At 43.2% G+C, this 23,988-nt stretch carries 19 protein-coding genes and 1 pseudogene; 11 read left to right on the top strand and 9 right to left on the bottom strand.

Features of this window, described 5'->3' with window-relative positions; translation table 11 throughout:
- Window positions 1-108 precede the first annotated feature (108 nt).
- The 4 genes from JWG44_RS12085 (at window position 109) to JWG44_RS12070 (ending at window position 5,680) form a co-directional block, all read left to right on the top strand.
- The gene (locus JWG44_RS12085) at window positions 109-1,854 is read left to right on the top strand and encodes an N-acyl-D-amino-acid deacylase family protein (protein ID WP_205275207.1); all 1,746 of its coding nucleotides are present in this window, start codon (window positions 109-111) and stop codon (window positions 1,852-1,854) included.
- A 67-nt stretch (window positions 1,855-1,921) separates the two neighbouring features.
- The gene (locus JWG44_RS12080; RefSeq protein WP_205275206.1) at window positions 1,922-3,292 is read left to right on the top strand and encodes an MBL fold metallo-hydrolase RNA specificity domain-containing protein; all 1,371 of its coding nucleotides are present in this window, start codon (window positions 1,922-1,924) and stop codon (window positions 3,290-3,292) included.
- A gap of 1 nt (window position 3,293) precedes the next feature.
- Window positions 3,294-4,796 (top strand): thymidine phosphorylase family protein, encoded by a 1,503-nt coding sequence (locus JWG44_RS12075; protein WP_205275205.1) that lies wholly within the window; start codon window positions 3,294-3,296, stop codon window positions 4,794-4,796.
- An 8-nt stretch (window positions 4,797-4,804) separates the two neighbouring features.
- Entirely contained in the window at window positions 4,805-5,680 is an 876-nt protein-coding gene (locus JWG44_RS12070) for a ribose-phosphate diphosphokinase (protein ID WP_205275204.1), read from the top strand.
- Here the strand turns inward: JWG44_RS12070 and JWG44_RS12065 are convergent.
- On the bottom strand, window positions 5,677-8,169 hold the full coding sequence (locus tag JWG44_RS12065) for a SpoIIE family protein phosphatase (protein WP_205275203.1): 2,493 nt from the start codon (window positions 8,167-8,169) through the stop codon (window positions 5,677-5,679). The genes JWG44_RS12070 and JWG44_RS12065 overlap by 4 nt on opposite strands.
- Window positions 8,170-8,503: 334 nt before the next feature.
- Window positions 8,504-9,889, bottom strand: a complete 1,386-nt coding sequence (locus tag JWG44_RS12060) for an OmpA family protein (protein WP_205275202.1) — start codon at window positions 9,887-9,889, stop codon at window positions 8,504-8,506.
- A 96-nt stretch (window positions 9,890-9,985) separates the two neighbouring features.
- On the opposite strand from JWG44_RS12060, the gene cutA reads away from it, so the two are divergent.
- From cutA to JWG44_RS12045, 3 genes are read left to right on the top strand one after another with little or no spacing between them, the layout of a single operon-like run.
- The gene (gene cutA / locus JWG44_RS12055; RefSeq protein WP_205275201.1) at window positions 9,986-10,306 is read left to right on the top strand and encodes a divalent-cation tolerance protein CutA; all 321 of its coding nucleotides are present in this window, start codon (window positions 9,986-9,988) and stop codon (window positions 10,304-10,306) included.
- Window positions 10,307-10,330: 24 nt separating this feature from the next.
- Complete coding sequence (locus JWG44_RS12050; protein WP_205275291.1) at window positions 10,331-11,164, top strand: patatin-like phospholipase family protein; 834 nt, start codon at window positions 10,331-10,333, stop codon at window positions 11,162-11,164.
- A gap of 2 nt (window positions 11,165-11,166) precedes the next feature.
- Window positions 11,167-11,907 (top strand): GNAT family N-acetyltransferase, encoded by a 741-nt coding sequence (locus JWG44_RS12045; protein ID WP_205275200.1) that lies wholly within the window; start codon window positions 11,167-11,169, stop codon window positions 11,905-11,907.
- A gap of 235 nt (window positions 11,908-12,142) precedes the next feature.
- Here the strand turns inward: JWG44_RS12045 and JWG44_RS12040 are convergent, their stop codons facing one another.
- Entirely contained in the window at window positions 12,143-13,414 is a 1,272-nt protein-coding gene (locus JWG44_RS12040; protein WP_205275199.1) for an amidohydrolase family protein, read from the bottom strand.
- A gap of 152 nt (window positions 13,415-13,566) precedes the next feature.
- Complete coding sequence (locus JWG44_RS12035; protein ID WP_205275198.1) at window positions 13,567-14,193, bottom strand: LIC_10572 family protein; 627 nt, start codon at window positions 14,191-14,193, stop codon at window positions 13,567-13,569.
- 152 nt (window positions 14,194-14,345) lie between these two features.
- Between JWG44_RS12035 and JWG44_RS12030 the strand changes: the two genes are divergently transcribed.
- From JWG44_RS12030 to JWG44_RS12020, 3 genes are read left to right on the top strand one after another with little or no spacing between them, the layout of a single operon-like run.
- On the top strand, window positions 14,346-15,635 hold the full coding sequence (locus tag JWG44_RS12030; protein ID WP_205275197.1) for a homoserine dehydrogenase: 1,290 nt from the start codon (window positions 14,346-14,348) through the stop codon (window positions 15,633-15,635).
- Between the two features lie 32 nt (window positions 15,636-15,667).
- On the top strand, window positions 15,668-15,970 hold the full coding sequence (locus tag JWG44_RS12025; RefSeq protein ID WP_205275196.1) for a hypothetical protein: 303 nt from the start codon (window positions 15,668-15,670) through the stop codon (window positions 15,968-15,970).
- Between the two features lie 13 nt (window positions 15,971-15,983).
- Window positions 15,984-16,355 carry an STAS domain-containing protein gene (locus JWG44_RS12020; RefSeq protein ID WP_069608659.1) on the top strand — a complete coding sequence of 124 codons (372 nt, stop codon included), beginning with the start codon at window positions 15,984-15,986 and terminating at the stop codon, window positions 16,353-16,355.
- Here the strand turns inward: JWG44_RS12020 and hflX are convergent.
- Window positions 16,316-18,125 (bottom strand): annotated as a pseudogene (hflX, locus tag JWG44_RS12015) (GTPase HflX). The gene JWG44_RS12020 and the pseudogene hflX overlap by 40 nt on opposite strands.
- 115 nt (window positions 18,126-18,240) lie before the next feature.
- On the opposite strand from hflX, the gene JWG44_RS12010 reads away from it, so the two are divergent.
- On the top strand, window positions 18,241-19,659 hold the full coding sequence (locus tag JWG44_RS12010; protein ID WP_205275195.1) for a HEAT repeat domain-containing protein: 1,419 nt from the start codon (window positions 18,241-18,243) through the stop codon (window positions 19,657-19,659).
- On the opposite strand, the gene JWG44_RS12005 is transcribed toward JWG44_RS12010, so the two are convergent.
- From JWG44_RS12005 to trpE, 4 genes are read right to left on the bottom strand one after another with little or no spacing between them, the layout of a single operon-like run.
- Complete coding sequence (locus JWG44_RS12005; protein ID WP_205275194.1) at window positions 19,648-20,061, bottom strand: response regulator; 414 nt, start codon at window positions 20,059-20,061, stop codon at window positions 19,648-19,650. The genes JWG44_RS12010 and JWG44_RS12005 overlap by 12 nt on opposite strands.
- Complete coding sequence (locus tag JWG44_RS12000) at window positions 20,058-21,956, bottom strand: ABC transporter ATP-binding protein (RefSeq protein ID WP_205275193.1); 1,899 nt, start codon at window positions 21,954-21,956, stop codon at window positions 20,058-20,060. Before JWG44_RS12000 ends, JWG44_RS12005 begins: the two co-directional genes overlap by 4 nt.
- The gene (locus JWG44_RS11995; protein ID WP_100786800.1) at window positions 21,953-22,531 is read right to left on the bottom strand and encodes an anthranilate synthase component II; all 579 of its coding nucleotides are present in this window, start codon (window positions 22,529-22,531) and stop codon (window positions 21,953-21,955) included. The genes JWG44_RS12000 and JWG44_RS11995 overlap by 4 nt, the downstream gene beginning before the upstream one ends.
- Complete coding sequence (gene trpE / locus JWG44_RS11990) at window positions 22,531-23,952, bottom strand: anthranilate synthase component I (RefSeq protein ID WP_205275192.1); 1,422 nt, start codon at window positions 23,950-23,952, stop codon at window positions 22,531-22,533. The genes JWG44_RS11995 and trpE overlap by 1 nt, the downstream gene beginning before the upstream one ends.
- Window positions 23,953-23,988 lie beyond the last annotated feature (36 nt).

The raw sequence follows: 23,988 nt of genomic DNA, 5'->3' as shown, positions 1-23,988 counted from the left end.
ACTATAGAATTTCACAAAATTAAAATGTTTGACTAAAATCCGAGAACGCGTCCGATCCACAAAGAAAAGCGCACCTAACGTACGCAATTGAGGAGAGATTTTTCAAGAATGAAAGCCTACGACTGGATTATAAAAAACGGACTATTTTTCGACGGAACAGGAACCCCTCCGGCGGTTCGTCATCTCGGAATTGCCAAAGGAAAATTGTTGGAAATCAGCCCTTCTCCCTTGGATGAAAATTCCGCCGAAAACGTTTGGGACGCTCAAGGACGCTGGGTAACTCCGGGTTTTATCGATTTTCACACTCACTATGACGCCGAAATCGAAGCGGCTCCTTCCCTTTCCGAATCCCTTCGTCACGGAGTTACGACCGTAACGCTCGGAAGTTGTTCTCTGAGTCTGGCTTTGGGATCTCCGGAGGATTTGGCGGATATGTTCTCGAGAGTGGAAGCGATTCCGAGAGAACAAGTTCTTCCTCTTTTACAAAAGAAAAAAACCTGGAACACTCTCAAAGAATATACGGATCACTTAAACCAACTGCCCCTCGGACCCAACGTGACTTCTTTTGTCGGGCATTCTTCCATTCGCGCGTATGTGATGGGCCTGGAAAGATCTTTGAGTAAAAATGTAAAACCCACACAGGAAGAAATGACTCGTATGAAATCTCTTCTTCAAGAAGGAATCGACGCGGGTTATCTCGGTCTTTCGATCAACACTCTTCGCTGGGATAAGATGGACGGAACCCGCTTTCGAAGCAGACCCCTTCCTTCTACGTTTGCGTCCTGGTCCGAGTTTAGAAGTTTTAATCGGATTCTTAGGGAGAATGGTAAAATCTTTCAAGGAGTGCCTAACGTTTCCACGAAAATCAACGTCCTCTTATTTTTCTGGGAAAGTATCGGAGTCTTTCGTAAAAAATTAAAAACTACGATCATCTCCTTAATGGATCCGAGATCCAATCGTACTCTCTATCGACTTGTAGCGGGACTCGCCCGTTTGATCAATCGTTTCTTAGGTGCGGACTTCCGCTTCCAAGCGCTTCCGGAAATTTTCGATCTTTATGCGGACGGCGTAGACGTAGTCGTTTTTGAAGAATTCGGAGCCGGCACCGCGGCGATCCACCTCGCAGATCTCGTGGAAAGAAAAAAACTCCTTCTCGATAAAGGATATCGTAAGTGGTTTCGAAAACAATGGACCAATTTTTTTCTTCCTAGAGTTTTTCACCGGGACTTCAATCAAGCGACCGTTGTGGAATGTCCGGATTCTTCTTTGATCGGTAAAACGTTTTATCAAATCTCCAAAGAAAGAAAAGAACACGTCGTTGATACGTTTCTCAATCTTTGTGCGGAATACGGAAACGATATTCGATGGTACACCGTTATCGCAAACGATAGACCCGGACCTTTGAAATTTATCATCAGTCATCCCGACGTCCTGATCGGTTTTTCGGACGCAGGCGCACATCTTCGCGGAATGGCTCATTACAACTTTCCTCTTCGTATGTTACGGCTCGTCAACGATGGAATCAAAGAAGGCAAACCGTTCTTAACTTTGGAAAAAGCGATCTGGAGACTGACCGGTGAAATCGCTGATTGGTTTGGAATCGACGCGGGCCGTCTGGAAAAAGGTTCTCGAGCCGATATCGTAATTTTAAATCCGGAAGGCCTGGACAATTCAGTCGAAGAAATTCACGAGGCTCCTCTCAAAGAGCTCGGGGGAATCGTTCGTCTGGTCCGAAGAAACGATAAAGCCGTTGATGCGGTTTTCGTAAACGGAAATCTCTGCGTTCAAAACGGGAACGTCTTGGATGAAGTGGGCAAAAAAACCGGTCTTGGAAAATTCTTAGCGGCTCGATGATTTATATCAAGATTGGTTTAAGAATATTCTGATTGTTTTTTTTCTTTTCAGAACCGTCCCTTAAGAAATGAGTTCACCCGTTCAAATTCACTTCTTAGGCGCGTCCGGAACCGTAACCGGTTCCAAATATTTAATCGATACTGGTAAAACAAAAATTCTCGTGGACTGCGGGCTTTTCCAAGGCCTCAAAGAACTCAGACTTCTGAACTGGAGCACACTTCCGGTAAACGCTTCCGAAATCGATTGGGTATTGCTTACACACGGTCATCTCGATCATACGGGATACATTCCTCGACTCGTCAAACAAGGTTTTCGCGGTAAAATTCTCGGAACTCCTCCCACTCTTGAAATCGCGGAAATCATTTTGAAAGATTCGGGCAAAATTCAGGAGGAAGAAGCCGACCGCGCCAATCGAGGCGGTTACTCCAAACATAAACCGGCTGTTCCTCTTTACGATCTAAAAGAAGCGACCGCTTCTCTTACATATCTTTATTCTTGCGAATTGGATCACTGGAAGGATTTGGGAGAAGGTGTTCGCGCAAGATTTCAATACAACGGACATATCCTCGGCGCGACATTCATCGAAATGGAAATTTTCGGAAAACTTTTTGTCTTTTCCGGCGACGTAGGAAGGCCCGAAGACGCTCTTCTTTTCCCGCCGGAGAAACCGAAAAAGGCGGATTATCTTTTTATCGAAAGTACTTACGGAAATAGAATTCATCCTAAACATCCGGAAGAGCAATTAACAAAAATATTAAACGAAACTCTCGATAGAAAAGGAACCGTGATTCTACCGAGTTTTGCGGTGGAAAGAGCGCAGAGCCTCATGTATCTTCTCTGGAAATTAAAATCGGAATCTAAAATTCCCGACGTTCCGATGATCATGGACAGTCCTATGGGAAGAAACGTTTTTGAAGTTTTTCAGACTCACACCAAATGGCATCGACTTTCTCCGATCGAATGTGCACAAGTTTGGGATTGTTTTCAAAAGACGGAATCGATGAAGGAAACTTTGGAATTTGCGGAGAATCGTTCCCCTAAGATCGTAATCGCCGGAAGCGGAATGGCGACCGGAGGTAGAGTTCTTACTTATCTTCAAAATTATTTGGAAGATCCGAATTCGACGATTCTTTTGTGCGGCTTTCAAGCCGCCGGGACAAGAGGAAGACAATTGCAAGAAGGGAACCACGAAGTAAAAATCTATGGAAAATTTTACGAAGTAAAGGCCCAGGTCCAATTGATAGAGGGTTTGTCTTCTCACGCGGATCAAAAAGAAATCATAGATTGGTTGAGCGCGTTGGAAAACAAACCCGCCGAAACGTTTATCGTTCACGGTGAAAAGGGAGCTTCGGACTCTCTACGCGTTAAACTTACGGATCTTTTCAATTGGAAATGCACCGTACCGAACTTATTCGATATTATAGAATTGGAATTATAGAATGGAAGAAAGAACCGAGACTCTTTATCTCAAAAATTTAGGAATCGATACCAACCAGGAATACGTAATTTTTTTAAGAAGGGATTGCCCCGTTTGTAAATCGGAAGGTTTTGTTGCACTCAATCGAGTGGAAGTAACAGTCGGGGATAAAACGATCATCGCCTCTCTCAACATCATAGAGAATAAAATTCTTCACAAAGGCGAAGCCGGACTTTCAAATAGCGCTTGGAAAGCGGTAAACGCAAAAGAAGGAGATCGTGTTCGGCTTTCCCACTTACAACCCGTCCAGTCCATGCACGACGTCCGATCCAAGATGTATGAAAACCGTCTGGACGAAGCCGCCTTTCACAGGATCATAGAAGACATTAAGGATGAAAAATATTCTAATATTGAAATCGCTTCTTTTATCACGGCTTGTTCGGGTGATCACCTCAATTTAGAAGAAATCAAATCTCTCACAAAAGCTATGATTCACGCAGGTTCTATTTTGAAATGGAACAGCAAAGTAATCGTCGATAAACACTGTGTAGGCGGTCTCCCCGGCAACAGAACTACTCCTATCGTAGTTTCGATCATCGCAGCCGCAGGGCTTACGATTCCTAAAACTTCTTCGAGAGCGATTACTTCTCCAGCAGGAACCGCAGATACGATGGAAGCCGTCACGACGGTAAACTTGACTCTTGAAAAGATGAAATCGGTCGTGGAACAGGAAGGCGGTTGTATTGCATGGGGCGGCTCCATCGGTTTGAGTCCGGCAGACGATATTTTGATTCGGGTTGAACGGGCCTTGGAAGTGGACAGTCTCGGTCAGATGATCGCATCGGTTCTGTCCAAAAAGGCCGCCGCCGGTTCCACACACGTCGTAATCGATATCCCGGTAGGAAAAACGGCAAAAATTCGGACCGAAGAAGATGCAGAAAAGCTAAAATACTATTTTACGGTCGTAGGTAAGTCGGTCGGATTGAAAGTCAGAGTGATTATTTCGGACGGATCTCAACCGATCGGAAGAGGAATCGGCCCATCGTTGGAAATCAGAGATTGTATATCGGTCCTTAAAAACGAACCGGACGCCCCGAGCGACCTAAAAGAAAGGGCGCTTTTAATGGCTGCGGCCATATTAGAATTTTCTGATGTGTTTAAACGTCAAAACGGAATCCAAATCGCAAAGGAAATCTTAGAATCCGGAAAAGCGTGGAACAAGTTTGAAGCGATCTGTAAAGCTCAAGGCGGAATAAAGGAGCCCACCGTCGCGGAGTTTCATCTCAACGTTCTTTCCGAAAAAGCGGGTATCGTATCCGAAATCGACAACCGAAGAATCGCTAAAATCGCGAGACTCGCAGGCGCTCCCAGTTCTCCGTCTGCGGGAGTCCACTTTCTATCTCCGATCGGAAGGAAAATCGAAAAAGGAGAACTTCTTTATACGATCCACGCGGAATCCGTCGGCGAATTGGAATACGCATCCGACTATTTGAGAACTCAAATAGACATCATAACGATTCTTTAATAAACGATATGAAACGAATTTTATTTTCTTTTCCTGAAAACGATTCTTTGACAAAATCCATTTCCTTACTTTCCGGGTTCGAGATCGGCGAAGTAGAATTTGGAAATTATCCGGATGGCGAATCCCATTGCAGAATTCTTGAAAACATTAAAGAATCCGAAATTTACCTTGTCTGCTCTTTGAATCAGCCGGATTCTAAAATTCTTTCTCTGATATTTTTTTGCGAAACGGCCAAGTCCTTGGGAGCGGTAAAGATTCATCTCATTTCGCCTTATCTTTGTTATATGAGACAGGATAAGGTATTTCAAAGCGGCGAGGGAATTACCGCAAAATATTTCGCGACCTTATTATCCCGTTACACCGATTCATTGATTACGATTGATCCGCATCTTCATAGAATCAAGGACTTGAACGAGATCTACAAAATTCCGTGCAAATCCGTGCACGCAACCTCTTTGATTGCGGATTACATTCAAAGTGAAATTAAAAAACCTATCTTGATCGGGCCCGACTCGGAAAGCAGTCAATGGGTAAAAGAAGTTGCAGAGCTTTCCAAATCACCTTTTACCGTTTTGGAAAAAATAAGAAAGGGGGACCGAGAAGTGGAAGTCAGCATACCTCGTTTGGAAAAATTCAAAGACCACACACCGGTTTTAATAGACGACATCATTTCAACCGGGAAGACCTTACTCGAAACGATCGGACATCTGAAAGAAACGGGAATGAAACCCGCGATCTGCGTATGCGTTCACGGGATTTTTGCGGACGACGCATATCAAGAATTGGTCAATTCCGGCGTCGAACTAATCGCGACTACGAACACGATCGAACATATCAGCAATCAGATCGACGTCAGTAAATTGTTAAGCGAAAACCTATTTTAACCGTTTCTGTGATCCGGAAGGGGTTTTCCCATTTGAATTCTTATTCTTTTTGCGTGGGAATTGGTCGGGTCCAATTGATCCACTTTTTCCAAAAGTTGAATCGTCGTTTCGCGTTTATGAATAAAAAGATAAGATTCCGCGAGATGAGCTACGTTGTTCAAAAATTCAGGTTCTCTCAACAGAACCCTTTCCCCAAGCTCGACTGCTTGACGATACCGATTGAACCTCTTATAAATCAAGGAAGCAAGAAACATATTTTCAACGTCTTCCGGGAAGTTCGAAATCAGCTCTTCAAAAAGAACAAGGGCTTCTTCATACTTTCCGGTTTTATAATATACTTTCGCCATTTCCTTTTTAATACCCGCCGAAATCGGTCGGCCCGAAAGTTTATTTTTTAAATTTTCAAGATGGTAAACCGCCTCTTCCCAATTTTCGTTTTCCAAATACTTTAAATAGATCTCATCCGGGAAATTTTCAGAGTTCGAATCCGCGACGTTTTGAAAACGAATCGGCGTTTTCAAATAAGAGAATTTAATGATACTCAAATCGTCCGTGAGTTCTCCAAAATTACGAAGTGATTGTACGAGAAGGCCTAAGTCCCCTCTGGATTCCTCGATTCGTTTTAGAAATTGAGATTCGTCTTCGTTGATCAAACGGGTTCCGTCCGGGTCGATTCCCAATAACAAATCGTCCCTTCCGTCGGATCCGATAAAGATAGAATCCCCTTTTTCCAGAAAGAATGTTTTTACTTTCATCTTGCTTTCCAAACCGGTGATTCCTATTTTACGAAGTTCTAATTTATCTTCGATAAACGAGGCGACTCCGTCTCTATAAAGAACTGTCCAGGGATGTTCCGCGTTTAAAAAATAAAAAATCCCGGATTCTAAATCAACCAAACCGAGAACGACCGAAACCAACATAGAACCGTCAAAAGACTCAAAGATATTTTGAAGTTCGGAAAAACAATCCTTGAGCCAGACTTCGGGAGGTTTCGATTTATAAGAGGAAACCGTTTTAGTTCTCGAAAGGAAAGAACGAAACACAACTCCTAAGACCAAAGCACCGCCCGCTCCTTGTATGGATTTTCCCATCGCGTCTCCGTTTACAAAAACGAGATATCTTCGATCTTTTAAAACCATTTCGTCCGCGATGATGATGTCTCCGCCGATCTCCTTTTTCCATTGTTTAAACTCGAATTGTTTTTTCTGACGGCTAAAACCCTCCAGAAAAATGGATTCGTTTTGAAGATGATGTCGGTTTAGCGGATCCAATAAAAGGGAAGTAAGAAAATAGTCCCCGTCCTGTTGAACCTTCAGTTCCTGAATTTGACTTAGAGTTTCCTGCAATTGCCCTGTTCGTTCTTTTACCTTTTGATCCAGATCCAGGTTTAATTCTTCCACCTCGCTATGGACCCGAAGAAAACGATTCGCGAGAATGAAGACGATACCCAACTCAAAAGTGAAAAAACCGTATTTTAGAAGTCCATAATTTTCTAAAAAGGGAAACCATTGCATAGATCCGATCAAATCGGCAATCGCGGAAATTATCAAAATCGTAAAACCCGCAAAAAGACGGACCGAATCCTGATTCCTCCGGATCAGCGCTCTAAACATGATATATAAAGAATAAAATACGAATAAGAATATCGAAAACTGCCAAACCTGAAGTAAAAAGACGCAGATAATTCTGCTCGAAAACGGAATCAAAGAAGAAAGCGCGAGCGCAAAAAATTGATAAAAACGGGAAATCGAACTGATCTTGGATTCGAAAAAGGCGTCCAGGAATAACAGAAAGAAAGTCGGTATGTTGAATACGATCATATATTCGATTTTCATTTGCAAAAACGGATCCAAGTTTAACTCGTAAACGGAATTACTTCGAAAATAAATATATGCAGAAAGCAGAATGGAAAAAAGCCCGAAGAAAAGATTATATTTCTCCTCGGGACGTTTGAAATAAAAAAGGAGATGATAAAAACCGACGAAAAGATATAAAAACAAAAGCATCAAAGTGGAACGTTCCGAAAGAATCGACGCGTTTCTAGATTGAAGGTCTAAAAGCACCGGTGTAGAATCAAAACTTGCGTATGCATCAAGCTCTTCCCCTGGATCCGCCGAAAGAACCACTCTGATTTCATTCTTTCCGATTCTAACCTTATCCTCCGGAATCGTAAGAATGACGTGTCTCTTAAACCCGTTTTTGAGAATTCTTCCGCCGGAAATCAAACCTCCCTCTCCCACCTTCACTCCGTTAAAAAAGACTTCATAAACGTTCGTAAATAATGGAAAATGTAAGGAAAGCCCGTCCGAGTTGAGCTCATCGATCTCGGTTTTAGAAATTTCGATTTTTTTGAGTAGGGTGATCGTATACGGGGAATCTTCCGGAAGAGAAAGGTTTTTAATCCTCTCTTTTGGAATCGGAAGCGAATCCAATTTTTTCCAAGTCGAATCATCGACGGAAAGATCCGTGTTTCTGCCCGCAGAGAGCATCCAATCCTTAGTGAGAACGGTAGGAAAAGAGAAAAGTTGGGAGGATACGAATAACAAAATTGATAAGAGAAATCGATATCGAAAGGATTTCCAATTTCTTTTATGGCCGTTATTCACCTTTGCTTCCACCGAAGGGTCTTAGATAAACGACAAATCAGAATTTGCAAGAATTAATAGATCAAACCTGAAAGAAATTTCGATCGTTCAAATATGGATTAACTCGATAAATAATTTACAAAAGGAAAAGAATCGTATCCATTTTGTTAGTCGATACGATCGGAATCAAATTCCGAACATCCCTCTTAACGTTTGTATTCACGGCGAAAAAACCCAATTATTCCATTACGATAGTAATGTCCACCCGACGATTTTTCTGCCTGCCTTGGATCGTGGTATTGTCGGCGATCGGTTTATTCTTCCCATAACCTTCGTAAGACATTCTTTTTTCTTCAAGACCTTGTCTGTCTCGAAGTTCCTTTAGGACGGAAAGCGCTCTTTCTCTGGAAAGTTTTCGATTGTATTCTTCTCCGCCTGAATTGTCGGTATGACCGCTGATTCGAATTTCTCGATCTCCGTATTTTTTTAAAACGGAAGCGATCTTCTCCAGTTCTTGCTTTGCTTCCTCTTTTAGTTCGGAGCTATTGTAATCAAAAAGGACTGAGTTCAATGAGATCGCGATTCCCTCTTCCGTTCTTCGTATTTCAACCGAAGGTTCCGAAGTTTTTTCGTTTTGAGGGCGAGCGTGATTGTCCTCTTCTTCGGGCCAATTTAAACTTTCGCGACCCGGCTGACGTTTCGGATTCTTAAGCGTATTTTTTCCCGGCTCGATGCCGGTGGAAAGTTCGCCGCCGAGGATCTTTCTAATCTCTTCCGCAAACTTATCCTTATCGGTATCGGTTAACTTCACGTCTTTTCGATAAACGCCGTGTATATCGAAGGACATCTCTTGCGCTAATCCGTTTTGATAAACGAAGGTATAGACAAGTTGTACTCTTTTGTATTGAGGAAGTCCCAAGTTCCGATCAAAGTAAACCATTCCCCTTGCAAATCCGTATATCTTCAGAGGGACACCTTCCTGCCCCGTTTGAGAATCGTAATAAAGAGTATAATTATATTCGATTCTATCAGCGCTGCCGGAATGTTTTTGAAACTGCCATTGATCCGGACCGTGATACTTATATTTTGCAAGAACCGTAATCATCACTCTTCCGCCCGGAAATTGAAAACTTTCAATCGCGGGTTGTGTCCATTCTTCTCCGATTGCAACGGGTTTTTCCGAAAAACTCGGGAGTGAACGAAGGTTAGGCATAGCGTATTCTTGAGGAACCCTATACTGCCCTATCTCAGTGATTTGAAATTGACTCTTATAAGTTTTATCTTTTCTAAAAGCGGGATCCACTTCCGGAAAACGGCTGTATGTATCGAAGAATGCATCAAGGAGGCAGGATTGTTTTTCACAAGAAAGCGTTTCCAAAAGAATCCGATTCTTATCTTCTCTTCTGATCTTTCTTCCCTGACTTAACAACTGTACTCTATGATACTCGTTTAATTCTACTGTTTCACCCGGAATCAACTTCCAACGAAAAAGAAACTTCTCCGGCTCTTCGGAAAAAAGAGGTATCAGAGACATCAATGTAAAAAGAAAAAGGAACGTTCGCGGCTTATGAAGGAAACGTTTGCTGATGAGTTTTGTGTTCCGGATTCTAAGTAATTCCTTCATACTTATAGTTTCGTAAGAATTCTCTAAAACATGAGAAAAGACCAAAAAACTCTCGGAAAAAATCCGGAATTCTGTCGAAAAATAAAGAGGGATACTATGGAACCAAGACTCGTTTATATCACCGTAAAGAGCGAAAAAGAAGCTCTCAAAATTGGAAAAACTTTGGTCGAGGAAAGACTGGCGGCTTGTGCGAATATCCTCCCTAAGATGAAGTCAATCTATCACTGGGAAAAAAAAATAGTCGTCTCCTCTGAAGTTGTCCTTATCTTAAAAACCAAAAGTGAACTGATGACCGAACTCACACTGAGAGTGAAGTCTTTGCATAGTTATTCTATCCCTTGTATCGTCAGTCTTCCTTTGTTGGAAGGGAATCGGGATTATTTCAACTGGATATTCGAAGAAATTCTTCCTGAATAAACTACATTCCAAAAATAGAATATGATTGAAATACACGTTAGACAAAAATTTACGGCCCTTACTTTCAACTCGGCGTTTTTCGGATTTTATGCACACGCGGGTTTTGCAAAAGGATTATCGGAAATCGGATTCCATCCTTCTAAGATCACAGGATGTAGCTCGGGAGCTTTGATCGGCTCCTTGGTCGCGGCAGGCGTTCCCTCGGAAGAGATGACAAACTTGATTCTAAACTTAAAAAAAAAGGATTTCTGGGAAGGAAATCTAATCACAAATTTCGTAAAACCCATTCGAAAAGGTCTTAAAAATTACTCGGGAATTCTTTCCGGAAAAAAGATCAAAGAATTATTAAAACCCCATTTAGGTCATAAAAAAATCGAAGATCTTCCCATTCCAATGGGAGTTTCCGTTTCAAACATCACAAAACAAATCAGGGAACTCAAAACAAAAGGAGATCTAATCGATCAAATCCTTGCATCTATGACGTTTCCCTTCCTATTCGAAATACAGAAGTTAGGCGAAGAAGAATTCATCGACGGGGGCGTCGCCGACCAGGAACCGATCAAAGAATTGATCTTAGACAAATCGATCCGCAAAATTGTAGTTCACAGCGTCCGAACCAAAAAAGGTCATTCGGAAAAGGCGATGATCCGCGCGTTCCATTCTTCGGTTCAGATCATAGAAAATGAAACGAGAGAATTGAAGGAGATGCTGGCAAAACATTATAAAAAACAAATTTTAAGAATCGAAACCGTAACCCCCTATATCGACGCGAATCAACTCAAACACGGAAAGGAAGCCTTGGAAGAAGGAAGAAAAAGCGCACACCACTGGAAGAAAAAAATTCTCGCGCCGGCTTAATTATGAGTCCTGAAATTTCCGAGGTCGCAAAAAATTATACGGACTTGCACAGAGTTCTTTCTACCCTGATCGGGTCCCGGATTTTGGATCGTAAGAATTTTGTTTTTTATTCCAATGCGGATTCGGATTGGTTCACAAGAATCGTTTTGAAAGAAAGACTCTCTCCAATTTCTTTAAAAGAAGAGATTCTATCTCTTAGAGAAGAAGGTCTCCGATCGGACGTACTCGACTTCCTGGATTCTCGCTATCATGAGAATATTCTCGGAGAACTCGGATACAGGGACTGCAACGAACAGTGGGGAATGTATTTAGCCGGAAACCCCATTCTTTCCGATAGAAAATTTTCCGGTAGCGATTTGAATATTAGAAAAATCGAAAGTAAAGAAGAATTAAGAAGCTGGCTCAAAATCGTAAACGTTTCCTTTGAATCGAACGATCGCGAAAATCTTTATCTGAAATTATTGGATCAAAATTCCTTTCGAATTTTCGGAGGTTTTATAGATCAAACCTTGGTCACAACCGGTATGACGTTCTTTAACGAAAAATCTTTCGGATTATATTCGATCACGACCGATCCAGGACGAAGAGGTTTTGGATACGCTTCCGTTTTGGTGCAATATATCTTAGAGGAAATCAGGAAAGAATTTTCCGGAATTATAATTTTGCACGCAACAGAAATGGGAAAAGGAATCTACGAGAAATTAGGGTTTCAAAAGTCGATTCTTCTCCGTCATTGGAGCTAAGGTTTTCCGTTACTGAGAAAAAAAAGAAAAGGAAAAAGATCCGAAAAAAGTCCCGTCGTAACAACGACAGTCCACCGTGAAAGTCGCGGCCCCGCCCTGAATTTTTGGGTGGAGGGGAGCGGTGGCGGGAAAACTCCGGAGACTTTCCTCTATCAGAAAACTCGACTTTTGCAAGTAAAAAGTTCCTCTACTCAAATGTAGGAACTCCTATAAAAACTAAACGTTTCTAGTTTCTCTACGATCGAATCGAATTCCCCATAAAATAAACGGCTTCTATCGAACCGGGAAAGGTAAAGTTCTCAAACGGAGACCATCCCGATTTACTTTTGATTTCCTTTTTCTGAAACGTTTTCGTTTTTTTTAAGTTCAGCACCGTAAAGTTTGCGGCGTATCCGGCCTCGATTCTTCCAAAACCTTTCCCGTATTTTTCAGGAAGATATTCGTTTACAAAGTCTCCCGGATTTTTGGAGCAAATCTTTGCGATCGTTTTCAAATCGACCCCTTCGCTGAGAATCAACCATGTTACAAAAAGTGAATATGTATCCAACTGGGAAATTCCGCTGGTTCCTTTTTGTTTTTCCTCGATACTGTGAGGCGCGTGATCGGTGGCTAAATAATCGATCCAACCTTCTTTGACTCCTTCCAGCATTCTCTCACGATCTTCCTTTCCTCGAAGGGGAGGATTCATCTGAAACCAATTTCGATTTTCAGCGGTTAACATCGATTTGTCGAAAAACAAATGAGTCGGAGTCACTTCACAAGTAATCTTCAATCCTTTCTTTTTTGCGGCTTTGATTTTTTCCAAACCGTCCCCCGTCGAATAATGACAGAGTTTTCCTCTCAGTTTGTATTTTTCGATCAGATACAGAGCAAAATCCGTAGCCATTGTCTCCGCTTCCGCAGGACGGCGATCCTCGTGCAAAATTTCATCCTGATGTTTTTCCAAAATTTCAGGATCTTCACAGTGAAAGCTGATATTCTCGCCTTCGTAATTGCGAATCGTCTCCTCGAGTGCTTGGTTGTTATGAAAAAACAATTCTCCGATACTCGGTCCCATAAAAACCTTATAAGGAACGGATTGTTTCAGAGGTTTCGTATTCGGCCCGATCCCCGCGTACAACGTTATGTGAATCGGCGACTTATCCGCCAGTTTTCTTTTTTTGAAATAACTTTCAGCGTCCACGGGAGGAATCGGATTGTTCGGCATATCCGCAACGTGAATCACTCCTCCATTGATCGCTGCCGCGCTCGCAGAAAGAAAATCTTCCTTATAAGTGTGTTTACCGCTCTCGTCTTCCCTTGCGTGAATATGTATATCCCCGAAGCCGGGAAAGATCACAGTCTCATTCGGATCAAACCAAACCTCGTCCTTTGTCTTTTCTTCGGGAACATCCAACTCCAATCCGACCAGAACCGAATGAATCAATCCGGTGGAAGAATCCCATTCCACAGTCCCATGAAAATCTTTTTCGTGTGTTACGATTCTTCCGGAAATTTTTTTGATCATGAGGAGTTCCTATTTCTCTGGATTCTTTTTTTGAAACGTTTTTATTAGGAGAAGAATTTTTTGAAGTCGAAAAAGTCGAATGGAGCGGGGATTTTTTTTCCGGAAGAGAAAATTTTACATTCTTCTTCCCTTCCGGATTCTTTCGATTATTTTTACTTTACGCAGATCACGTTATACTTCATCGTTCCAAGACTACTCGTTTCAATTCCATCTTTGAAATTTACGGAATAGTAATAACCGGAATCCCCTTCCGGACTGGACGACCAAAATACTCCGGCGTTTCTCAACTTAGAATCCGCTCTTTTGCTGAAATTCTTGAGTTGATCCTTTCCCGGTAGACGTTTTGATCTTTCGTCGCAGATTTCTTTTGCTTCAGCCCAGGTGACCGATTTTTGGAACGAATCATCCCAACCTCGTTTTCCGTAGACGGGAGTTTTTGTGTGATAGTTCTCACAAATGAAATAACTAAAGATTCCTAAAAGTACAATGCTTCCGGTTAGGATCGCACCCGCTAAGTATCGGCTTCCTTCTCTCGGAGCTCTTACTTTCGGAGGATTTTTTTCCATCGCCAATTCTTGGCTTTTACGATGGAACTCCTGGTTTCTCTGAAAATTCTTTCCTTGTTGCTGGCGTTGCTGATGAGAATGTCTTCGATTCCCTTCTCTGGACTCATTACCGCCCCGGTTGGAATCGGCGTTTTCCCGATTCTTCTCATTTCCCCCCGAACCTTTTGGATTTGAATTATGTTTCTTTCTGGGAGGCCTTCTTTTGTTTGCCATTTGGACCTGTGTTTTTGAATTTAAAAACTTATCTTTGATTCGTACCAGAGAAATGAAATGTTGTAAATTAAAATTTCAATCCTTCCCGGAACGAAGCCTTTTCCAATGAAAATTGAGTGAATCCTCCCTGCAAATTTCGAAGATGGTAATCCATGGAACGCATTCGAATCGGATTGATTGGAGCTGGAACCGTTGGATCTGGGGTTCTCGAGATTCTCAAAAAAGAAAGTGCCGCATATCGCGAGAAATACGGTTTGGATCTGATTCTCTCCTCCGTCTCGACCCGAACTCCCGATAAAATCAAAAAAGAATTACAGAACTTTCCCGATTGCAAATTAGAATCCGATTTTAAAAAAATCATCTCCGATCCGGAAATCGATATGATCTTAGAACTCGTCGGAGGGACTGACGTCGCTTATACGATCGTAAGCGAATCCTTAAAAAATGGAAAAACCGTAATCACCGCAAACAAAGCTCTCCTTTCTCAAAGAGGAGAGGAACTCTTCTCACTTGCTCACGAAAGAGGATTGGAAATCGGAATGGAAGCTTCCGTCGCAGGAGCCATTCCGGTGATTCGTTCCATCAAGACGGGGCTTGGTTCCGATTCTTTTCTATCTCTTTACGGAATCTTAAACGGAACTACGAATTTTATTCTTTCCAAAATGGAATTGGAACACCTAGACTACTCGGAAGCCCTTCATCTCGCGCAAGAACTCGGCTTTGCTGAAAAGGATCCGACCTTCGATGTGGAAGGAATCGATACCGCGCATAAAATTAGCATATTAGGAAGTTTAGCTTTCTCTCAAAAAATTCCTTTACAGAGCGTTCAAATCGAAGGTATAACAAAGATTAGCGGGTTGGACATTCAATTCGCGGGCGAACTCGGTTATAGAATCAAACTTCTCGGATTGGTTCGAAAAATTTCAGATCAGTTGGAAGCAAGGGTACAACCTGTTATGATCCCGGTCAAACATCCGTTCGCGAATATCATGAACGAGATGAATGCGATCTACTACCAGACCGCTTACGCCGGTCCGGGAATGTTCGTAGGAAAAGGAGCCGGGTCATTACCCACGGCTTCCTCCGTCGTTTCGGATATTCTCTATTATGGAGCGAGAAGAAACAAAGGTCTGACTCCGGAGAAAAATTTGTTTCCGCCGGCGAGCGTTTCGGAAGCTAACGGTTCTTTGGTCCGTTATTATCTCCGATTTACAACGGTCGATCTTCCGGGGGTTCTTTCCGAAATTTCGAAGGTTTTGGGAGATCACGGAATTTCCATCTCTTCGGTAAGACAAAACGAAGCGGAAAAAGAACCGGTCGAAGTGGTTGTGATAACACATCCGGCGACCGAAGAGAATATAAAGAAATCATTGAAGATCATAGACGGCCTATCTCTGATCCGCCATACTTCCGTTGCGATTCGATTAGAGGATAAACTCTAAAAATTCCGGGGATGTGTTGGAAAGATTTCACTTTGTCTTTGCATTTTGAGGAGAATGGGGGACATCTGGACTTATTCCTGGATCCCGGCGAAGAACTGGAACTTCATACTTTCGATTCTTCTCAGAAGAATCTGGATGATTTTCTAAAAGGCCGCGTTGTAGAATTTGAAAAAAAACGTTCTCATAGAAGGGAGTATCTGAAATACGAAGGTCCGATTCCCCAAAGAGGAAAAATCGAAGTTGTGTTGAGAGGGAAGTATCGAGTCGATGAGCTTCAAATAAGCGAGAAAGTCCGACTGAAATATAGAGAAGGGAAACTTTATCCGGAGAGATAAAATAGGAATTTTCATGGCGAGAGTAGAATTCGATTCATTGTATATAGAGACGACCAAATCCAGTCTTCCAAATAAGGAAGTCCTGCTTGTTGTATTCAACGGCAAGGTGACTAACTCCAATTCTTTTGAGATTTCCCGTAAGATACATTTTATCTTTGAGGAAGAGGTCTATAACATCATCTTAGATCTTTCCGGTTTGGAATATATCAACAGCGTGGGAGTTGCAACGATTCTTACGTTGATCAAAACCGTGGACCAACATTCCGGCAAGATCGTAATCGGCGGACTCAACCACTTTTTGGAAAACGTAATTCGTCTGATGGAACTTCCGAAAAAAGTGGAAATTTACAACTCCGTAGAAGAAGCCAAAAAAGCTTTTTCGTAGATCCTTTCTTCCAAAAGATCCAAAAGAGTTTTTAATCCCCACCCTTGATAAGCGGATACCAAAATGGTGTCCGCGTGAGAATCGATCCCTAAATCTTCTTTTAAATCCGCAATCGCTTCCAAACCGGGTCCGTGATTCAAAGAATTTTTCGTTGTTTTTTTGAACTCACTGGAATATCCCTCCTGCAAGGCGAGAGTCTTAAACTTTTCCAGATTATCGATCTTATTAAAAACCTGGATCATAGGTATATGAGAAAGATCTAATTCTTCTAAAATCTTTTCTACGGCTTCCATTTGCAGTTTGTAATCCGGATTGGAAACGTCCACGACGTGCACTAAAAGATCGGAATCTCCCAATTCTTCCAATGTGGCTTTGAAGGCATTCGATAACTCGGGAGGAAGATCGTGTATAAATCCCACCGTATCGGAGATAATGATTTCTCTTTCTTCGGGAAACCGGATTCTTCTCGTAGTAGGATCGAGAGTCGCAAACAATTTGTTTTCGGAGAGAACCTCGCTGTTCGTAAGCGCGTTGAGCAACGTGGACTTTCCCGCATTCGTATAACCCACGATGCCGACAACGGGAAGTTCGTTTTTCTTTCTCTGACGTCGATTGATCTCCCGTCTTTTTTTGAGGGACTTGAGTTCGACTTCGAGTCTTGTGATTCTCTCTTCCACTCTTCGTTTTCCGATTTCGAGTTTGGTTTCTCCGGGTCCTCTTCCTCCGATTCCTCCCGTGAGCCTCGACATATTGTCGTCGAGTTCGGTCAGTCTTCCCTTGAGATATTTCAACTGCGCGAGTTCGACTTGTAACTTACCATCCCTGCTTTTAGCGTTTCTAGCAAAGATATCGAGAATGAGTTGGGTTCGATCGATCACTTTGATATCGGCGATATCGGAAATTTTTTTCGCCTGAGAAGGAGTGAGTTCGAGATCAAAAACGAGAAGTTCCACGTGTTTCTGAATCGCTTTTAAGATGATCTCTTCGAGTTTTCCTTTTCCCAAAACGGTCGAAGGATCCAGACGATTCTTTCTCTGAACAAAGGTATCGACTACGTGAACTTCCGCCGTTCTACAAAGTTCCTTCAGTTCTTCCATCGAAAGAGAAGGATGTCTCCCGATGTTTCTTTCGGGATAAACCCCGACGAGAAAGGCGCGGTTTTCTTTTTGTGCGTCTTTGAGATTTTTTCGGGAACGGGAAAGCTGAGATTCTATCTCTAAAATTTCCTCGTGAATCCCTTCCTTGAGTTGTCCGGGATATTGTTTCGGAAGAACGGTCCAGAGTTCTTCTTCCGATTCCGGATTAAAATGCGCGGAGAAATAGGCATTCGGATTTCCGGAAGAATCCATCGTCACTGCGGTAATATAATCCAAACGTAAAAGCGCCAAGTCGGTTAAATCTTCCTGGTTGAGCGATTCTCCCTTCAAATGGGTATGAACCAGTCTAAGCCCTCTCAACCTCGCTTCGGAAGTCCGAAGCCGGTCTAAAAAAGGAATTTCGATCGAAGTATCGGATCCGACTAACACGTGTGTAACGTAGCCGGAACGATCGATAAGAATCCCGATTTGTTTGCCGATTTCTAAGGATAATTCGCAGAGAGTGCGTGAAATTTCTTGACTAATGAGTACATCTTCCCGGATTCTTTTCTCGGAAATTTTTTTCAGTCTTTGGATTTGGTTGGATTTGAGGCCGTTGAGGTTACCGCTGAGCTTGCTAATAAAGAAATTCTCCTGATAGCCAAAACTTAGCAGGTTTCCAGCCTTCCGTCAAGCATTCCGGTTCTCGGAAATCATGCTTGTCACGGAAAAAAACAGGAAAAAGCTGAAAAATCGGACGAACTTATAAATAGCATCTTAGCAAAAATTTTACCATTCAAAGGTACCCGATGTCCTTATATTCAAAACTTCAAAAGTATTTTCTCTGCGTAATCGTATTCGGTATTTTGAGTTCCGTATTAAATGCAGAATCCGGAAACCGACTTCATGAAAAATCGAAACTTCCGCAAACGGTAGACGCGCCCGATGATTCCGGAGCCGAACCGAATACGGGAGATTCTCCGGGAAATTCCGCGTCGGAAGGTTTGAACGTGGACGATCCGAGAAATCTTACGGAAGAATCGGACGGAGTTTCCTCTTACGAACGTAGAAAACGGAAAGATCTGACTCCGAAAGAGAGACAGGAAATCGACTATGACCTTTCTCTCAAAAAAGGGATTCTTATCGTATTCCGGGCAGAAACGGAAAAACGTTATAAAACTTTAGACCGTATGGCGCTCACACATCCGATTCCAAGGGTTCGGGCTGCGGCGGTTTTAGCGTTAGGAAGAATGGGACGAGGCGGAGTAAAAACCCTTCATCACGTAATCGAAAGGGACGGAGAAGCAGTCCGACAAGCCGCCTACAAAGCGTTAGCCGATATCGGTTCGCCTTCTTCTTTGGATTATTTTTTCAGAGGGATCAAGTCCAACGATCCGGATGTGCAATTCTCGTCCTGGAGAGGAATGGGAAAAACCAAGGATCCTTCCGCAAGGGACATTCTAATCCGCCAAGGAATCCGTTCCACCAGGACCGAAATCGTGAAGGCTTCCCTTTTGGGTCTTGCTGCCTTTCAAGTAAACGAAGACCTCAAGTTATTCAAAACGTATTTGGATTCGGAAGATCCCGAGTTGCAAAAGACGGCGATCGAGGCGTTGGGAATTCATAAAACAAGGGCTTCTCTGAGAATTTTGGAACAAACCCTGGAAACAAAACCGGAATACGTAAAAAACATCATAGAAGCGATCGGTCAAAACACGAGTCTCTATGGAACGTTTTCCTTTATTCGGATTTTGGAAAGTTCTCCTTCCGAAGAATTGACTCAAAGAATCCTGGCCCAACTCAATTTAAGAAAAGCGTTCTATCAATTCGGAACCGTTCAGGTGGAAGGCGGTTACGCGCAAGAGAATCCGTATCCTACTTCACGCAAACTTCGTAATCTTACGTTAGGCGAAGTTGGAAAGATCCTAAAAAAAAGCGATCGTAGATTTATCCAAAAGACCGGCGACAAATTCGTGGAGGATCATTATTACTTGCTTCTTTTAGAATCGAAGAATCCGGAAAGTTATTCTGAGACGGTTCAATCCTGGGTGTTCGGTCCTTTTCTCAAAATCAGAACCATCGTCGCTCCTCCGAAAGAGAAAAAGGGAAAAAGATACAAGAGAAAACCGGTAACGTTTACTCCGGCTTCCGATATGGAAGAAACCGACCCGGCCAATCCGTCTAACACGGAACAAACGCCGGAAAACGGCCCTCCGTTAGAGAACTGATTCGTAAGGAATTTTTTTCTTCAAAGACGTGGGAAGGAAAACTACATTTCCTTCCTTCAGAGGAACTTTCGGAACCATCCAACCGATTCCCGCAAAACTCGGGAGAATGGAACTGGAAAAAAACATCACACCCGGAAAATCGAAACCGGTTGTAGCGATGATCTTATTTCCCTGATATCCGTCCCTGTGAATTTTCCGAATCATCCAAAGACCGGAAGTCTGGGTTTCCATCGTGATATCCGTGACGATCGTATGAAATCGATTCTTATCCTGGGAATAGATCTGCCAGCCTTGAGCCGCGTCCACGGCCCTCACCGTTTCAAATCCGTTTTTTTCAAACCAAACCTTGAGGTTGTTCGCATAGCGGTCGTTATCGTCTACGATCAAAACGATCTTTTTCATGCTAATACTCCGTTATTTGCCGCAAATTGATTGTCCGAAAGTTTTCGATAGATTCCGTTTTGCTCATAGAGAGAATTGTGATCCCCCTCTTCCACGATCTTTCCGTTGTCCATCACGATGATTCTTGGAATATCCTTGATCGTGGAAAGTCTATGAGCGATCACAAACGTGGTACGATTCGCATACAAACGCCGAAGCGCGTCGCTCACAAGACGTTCCGATTCTACGTCCAACGCGGAGGTCGCCTCGTCCAGGATCATAATCTCCGGATCTCGCAAAAGCGCTCTGGCGATCACGAGTCTTTGTCTCTGACCACCGGAAAGATTGAGACCGCGTACCCCGAGAATACTATCGTATCCGTTGTCCATCTTTTTGATAAAGTCGTGCGCGTGTGCGAGTCTTGCCGCGCGGATAACGTCCTTACGAGTCGCCCCCGGTTTTCCGTAGGCGATATTGTCGGCCACCGAACCGTGAAACAAAAAGATATCCTGGGTTACGATCCCGATCTTTTTACGAAGATCTCCGAGACTGATATCGCAGACGTTAGTTCCGTCGAATTCGATCGAACCCGAAGTCGGATCAAAAAATCTTGGAAGTAAGTCCATGAGTGTAGACTTTCCGCAACCGCTCGCACCTATCAATGCGATCGTTTCTCCCTTCTTAACTTTGAGATTGATGTCTTTGAGAACCGCGGCGTTTGTTCCAGGATAAGAGAAGAATAGATTCTTAAATTCGATGCTTTTTTCCAGAGGAGGCGCAGAGATCTTACTTTCCTCGCTGTGATCTTCCGTTTCCAAATCGACGATTTCAAAAATTCTTTTTCCGGAAGCGATCGCCTGTGTGATCTTTCCGACCATCTGAGAAAGTTGAGTCAAGGGTCTTAAGAGAAAAAGTAACGTTAGGAGAAACGCCATAAATTCTCCCTGAGTAAATCTTCCGTTGTAGATCAGGCTTGCACCCGCCGCAAAAAAACCGAGAACCACGATGGAAGAAGTCAACTCCACTAAGGAAGGAGCGATCTGAAGATAAAACTGGCCTTTGAAGTTCCTACGATAGACGTTGTGGTTGATCTTCCCGAATTTTCCCTGCTCGTATTTTTCCGTGTTAAAAACGCGGATCACCTTGATTCCGGAAATCATCTCTTGGATGTTCGCGTTTAGATCCGCCATCTTTTCCTGGGAACGCATCGTGGACTTCGTAATCTTTCTCGTAAACAAAGTCACGGGAAGAATGATCACCGGCACCGTGAGACAGGCGACAACGAGCAATTCCGTATTTAAATACAATAAAACCATCAAGTGGGTGATCACGTAAAAGAAGTTGATCGTAGCGTCTCTGAAATTGCTCGAGATCACCGCGGCCACAACCTCCACGTCGTTGATGATTCTACTCATCATCATCCCGGTTTTTTCTTTGAAAAAGTATGTAAGAGGAAGAAGCTGATTCTTCTCGAACAATTCCTGCCGAATATCCCTGACGGCCTTGTATCCGGCGGTGGCGATGCAGAATACTGATAAAAGATAGGTGATCAACTTTAGAAGATAAAGCGGCATCACGATGATGCAGATCGCCCAAACGACTTCCTTAGGTTCGAGTCCTTTGGTTCTTCCGTTGATCCATTCCTTTACGTCGATCAAAAGAAGTTTGGTTCTTTCGAGCCCATCGAGGGATTCGTCTCCGAAAACCTTTTCTTTGAGAAGAATCCTTTGTTCCGGCAACGTTAGCTGCAACTGAAACCGAGTTTGTTTGTCGTTACCCAGGGAATCAAAAAGAGGAATGAATGCGGTGAGAGAGACTGCGTTGAGAATCGCGGTCAAAAGGGCAAATACGATCCCCAAAAAGAATCGGTACTTGTAGTGTACGGAGTAAGACAAAAGCCTGAAAAAAAGCTTCATAACTCCTGGACAATCGAGGAAAAATTTCTGACCAGATCCAATCCCGCGCTGGTCATGATGGATTCCGGATGAAACTGAACTCCGTAGAGATGTTTTTTTGTTTTGTGACGAACTCCCATGATCACTCCATCCGGAGTTTTGGAAGCCACTTCCAATTCCGCGGGCATACTTTCCGGCTGAATCACAAGAGAATGATAACGAGTAGCGACAAAAGGAGAAGGAATTCCTTTGTAGATATCCCTTCCGTCGTGTTCGATCAGCGAAACCTTTCCGTGCATGATCGAAGGAGCGGAGACGATCTTTCCTCCGTGAACAAGACCGATCGCCTGATGTCCGAGACAAACTCCGAAAATAGGAACCTTCCCTCCGAGTTCCCGAATCACGTCCAGACAAACCTTGGAATCTTCGGGACGACCCGGACCGGGAGAAAGAATAATTCCTTTCGGAGCAAGTTCGTTGATTTCGTTTAACGAAATTCTATCGTTGCGAAACACTTCTACGTTGTTTCCGATCTGGCAAAAATACTGATAGAGATTGTATGTGAAAGAATCGTAATTATCGATAAGGAGAAGCATTATTTCCATTCTCCTTTGAGTCCGTTTCTCGCAAACTCAACTGCCTTTAAGAGAGCGGCCATTTTGTTTTTGGTTTCTTCCAATTCCAACTCGGCAACCGAATCGAAGACGACCCCGCCGCCGGCTTGTAAGAATGCGGTATCTCCGTAAAATACGATCGTACGAATGATGATCGCGAGATCGCTTTCTCCGGAAAAAGAAATATAACCGAGCGCTCCAGAATAGATCGCTCGTCTTGTCGTTTCGAGTTCGTCTATGATTTCCATCGCGCGGATCTTCGGAGCTCCCGAAACCGTTCCCGCAGGAAGTGTGGCGCGGATCAGATCGTAGACCGTTTTTTCCTCGTCCAATTCTCCGGAACATTGGCTCACGATGTGCATAACGTGGGAATATTTTTCGATCACCTTAAAATCGCTGACACGAACGCTTCCGGGTTTGCAAACACGGCCAAGATCGTTTCGGCCGAGATCCACTAGCATGATGTGTTCGGCGATTTCTTTCGGATCGGAAAGAAGATTGTCTTCTAAGAATTTATCCTCGTTCGCATTCTTTCCCCGAGGACGAGTTCCGGCGATCGGACGAAGAAAGGTCTGATTTCCGGCATATCGAACCATGATCTCGGGAGAACTTCCCACGATCGTGATTTCTCCGAGCCGGAGATAATACATATAAGGACTAGGGTTTACGGTTCTTAAACCGCGATAGATTTGAAACGGGGAAACTTCCGGTTTGAATTGAACTTTTCTTGAAGGAACGACCTGGAAGATATCGCCCGCCTTGATGTATCCCTTAGCGCGTTCCACGTTTTTCTTATATTCCTCATCCGGAATATTCGGATGAAATTGAAGAGTCCCGGAAACGGTTTTCGGATTTTTGATTTCGTCGGGAACGATTCCGTTTCTGATTTCGTCCTCAATCGAATCGATTTTTTTAAGAACCGTTTCGTAACATTCTTTGAGATTGGAATGTTCGCCGATTCTTGCGTTGACTACGATCCTTAAAACGTGATCGATATGATCGACTACGAGAAGTTCGTCGTAGATTGCAAAATAACAATCGGGAGCGTTTTCATCATCCGGCTTCGTATCCGGAATCGATTCGTAGTAACGGACCGCGGAAAAGGATAAGAATCCGACGGCTCCGCCCGCAAAAGGAGGAAGGCGATAGTCTTGTACATAGACGTCGTCTCCGAGTAGATTCTCCAGAAGAACCAGAGGATCATAAGTGATGATTTCAGTTTCGGGATCGTTTCCGATGGCAACGTAAAAGAGTCCATTCTTCCCTTGCAGAAGACGGGAAGGAGCTTTTCCTAAAAAGGAATTTCTCCCGAGTTTTTCTCCGCCTTCGACCGATTCGAGGAGAAAAGAATTTTTCGAAGATTCACAACCCCATTTTGCAAATAGAGAAACCGGGGTCTCCATATCCAGAAAAATCTGTTTGAAGACCGGGATCAGGTT

This window comes from Leptospira ainazelensis (genome assembly GCF_016918785.1).
GTDB classification, from domain to species: Bacteria; Spirochaetota; Leptospiria; order Leptospirales; family Leptospiraceae; genus Leptospira; species Leptospira ainazelensis.
Note: the sequence above shows the minus strand (reverse complement) of the source record. Positions and strands in the feature narration are given on the sequence as shown.

Coding starts and splice junctions, on each gene's coding strand:
- JWG44_RS12085 (WP_205275207.1), top strand. CDS start 109: ATGAAAGCCTACGACTGGATTATAAAAAACGGACTATTTTTCGACGGA.
- JWG44_RS12080 (WP_205275206.1), top strand. CDS start 1,922: ATGAGTTCACCCGTTCAAATTCACTTCTTAGGCGCGTCCGGAACCGTA.
- JWG44_RS12075 (WP_205275205.1), top strand. CDS start 3,294: ATGGAAGAAAGAACCGAGACTCTTTATCTCAAAAATTTAGGAATCGAT.
- JWG44_RS12070 (WP_205275204.1), top strand. CDS start 4,805: ATGAAACGAATTTTATTTTCTTTTCCTGAAAACGATTCTTTGACAAAA.
- JWG44_RS12065 (WP_205275203.1), bottom strand. CDS start 8,169: ATGCTCTCTGCGGGCAGAAACACGGATCTTTCCGTCGATGATTCGACT.
- JWG44_RS12060 (WP_205275202.1), bottom strand. CDS start 9,889: ATGAAGGAATTACTTAGAATCCGGAACACAAAACTCATCAGCAAACGT.
- cutA (WP_205275201.1), top strand. CDS start 9,986: ATGGAACCAAGACTCGTTTATATCACCGTAAAGAGCGAAAAAGAAGCT.
- JWG44_RS12045 (WP_205275200.1), top strand. CDS start 11,167: ATGAGTCCTGAAATTTCCGAGGTCGCAAAAAATTATACGGACTTGCAC.
- JWG44_RS12040 (WP_205275199.1), bottom strand. CDS start 13,414: ATGATCAAAAAAATTTCCGGAAGAATCGTAACACACGAAAAAGATTTT.
- JWG44_RS12035 (WP_205275198.1), bottom strand. CDS start 14,193: ATGGCAAACAAAAGAAGGCCTCCCAGAAAGAAACATAATTCAAATCCA.
- JWG44_RS12030 (WP_205275197.1), top strand. CDS start 14,346: ATGGAACGCATTCGAATCGGATTGATTGGAGCTGGAACCGTTGGATCT.
- JWG44_RS12020 (WP_069608659.1), top strand. CDS start 15,984: ATGGCGAGAGTAGAATTCGATTCATTGTATATAGAGACGACCAAATCC.
- JWG44_RS12010 (WP_205275195.1), top strand. CDS start 18,241: ATGTCCTTATATTCAAAACTTCAAAAGTATTTTCTCTGCGTAATCGTA.
- JWG44_RS12005 (WP_205275194.1), bottom strand. CDS start 20,061: ATGAAAAAGATCGTTTTGATCGTAGACGATAACGACCGCTATGCGAAC.
- JWG44_RS12000 (WP_205275193.1), bottom strand. CDS start 21,956: ATGAAGCTTTTTTTCAGGCTTTTGTCTTACTCCGTACACTACAAGTAC.
- JWG44_RS11995 (WP_100786800.1), bottom strand. CDS start 22,531: ATGCTTCTCCTTATCGATAATTACGATTCTTTCACATACAATCTCTAT.
- trpE (WP_205275192.1), bottom strand. CDS start 23,952: ATGGAGACCCCGGTTTCTCTATTTGCAAAATGGGGTTGTGAATCTTCG.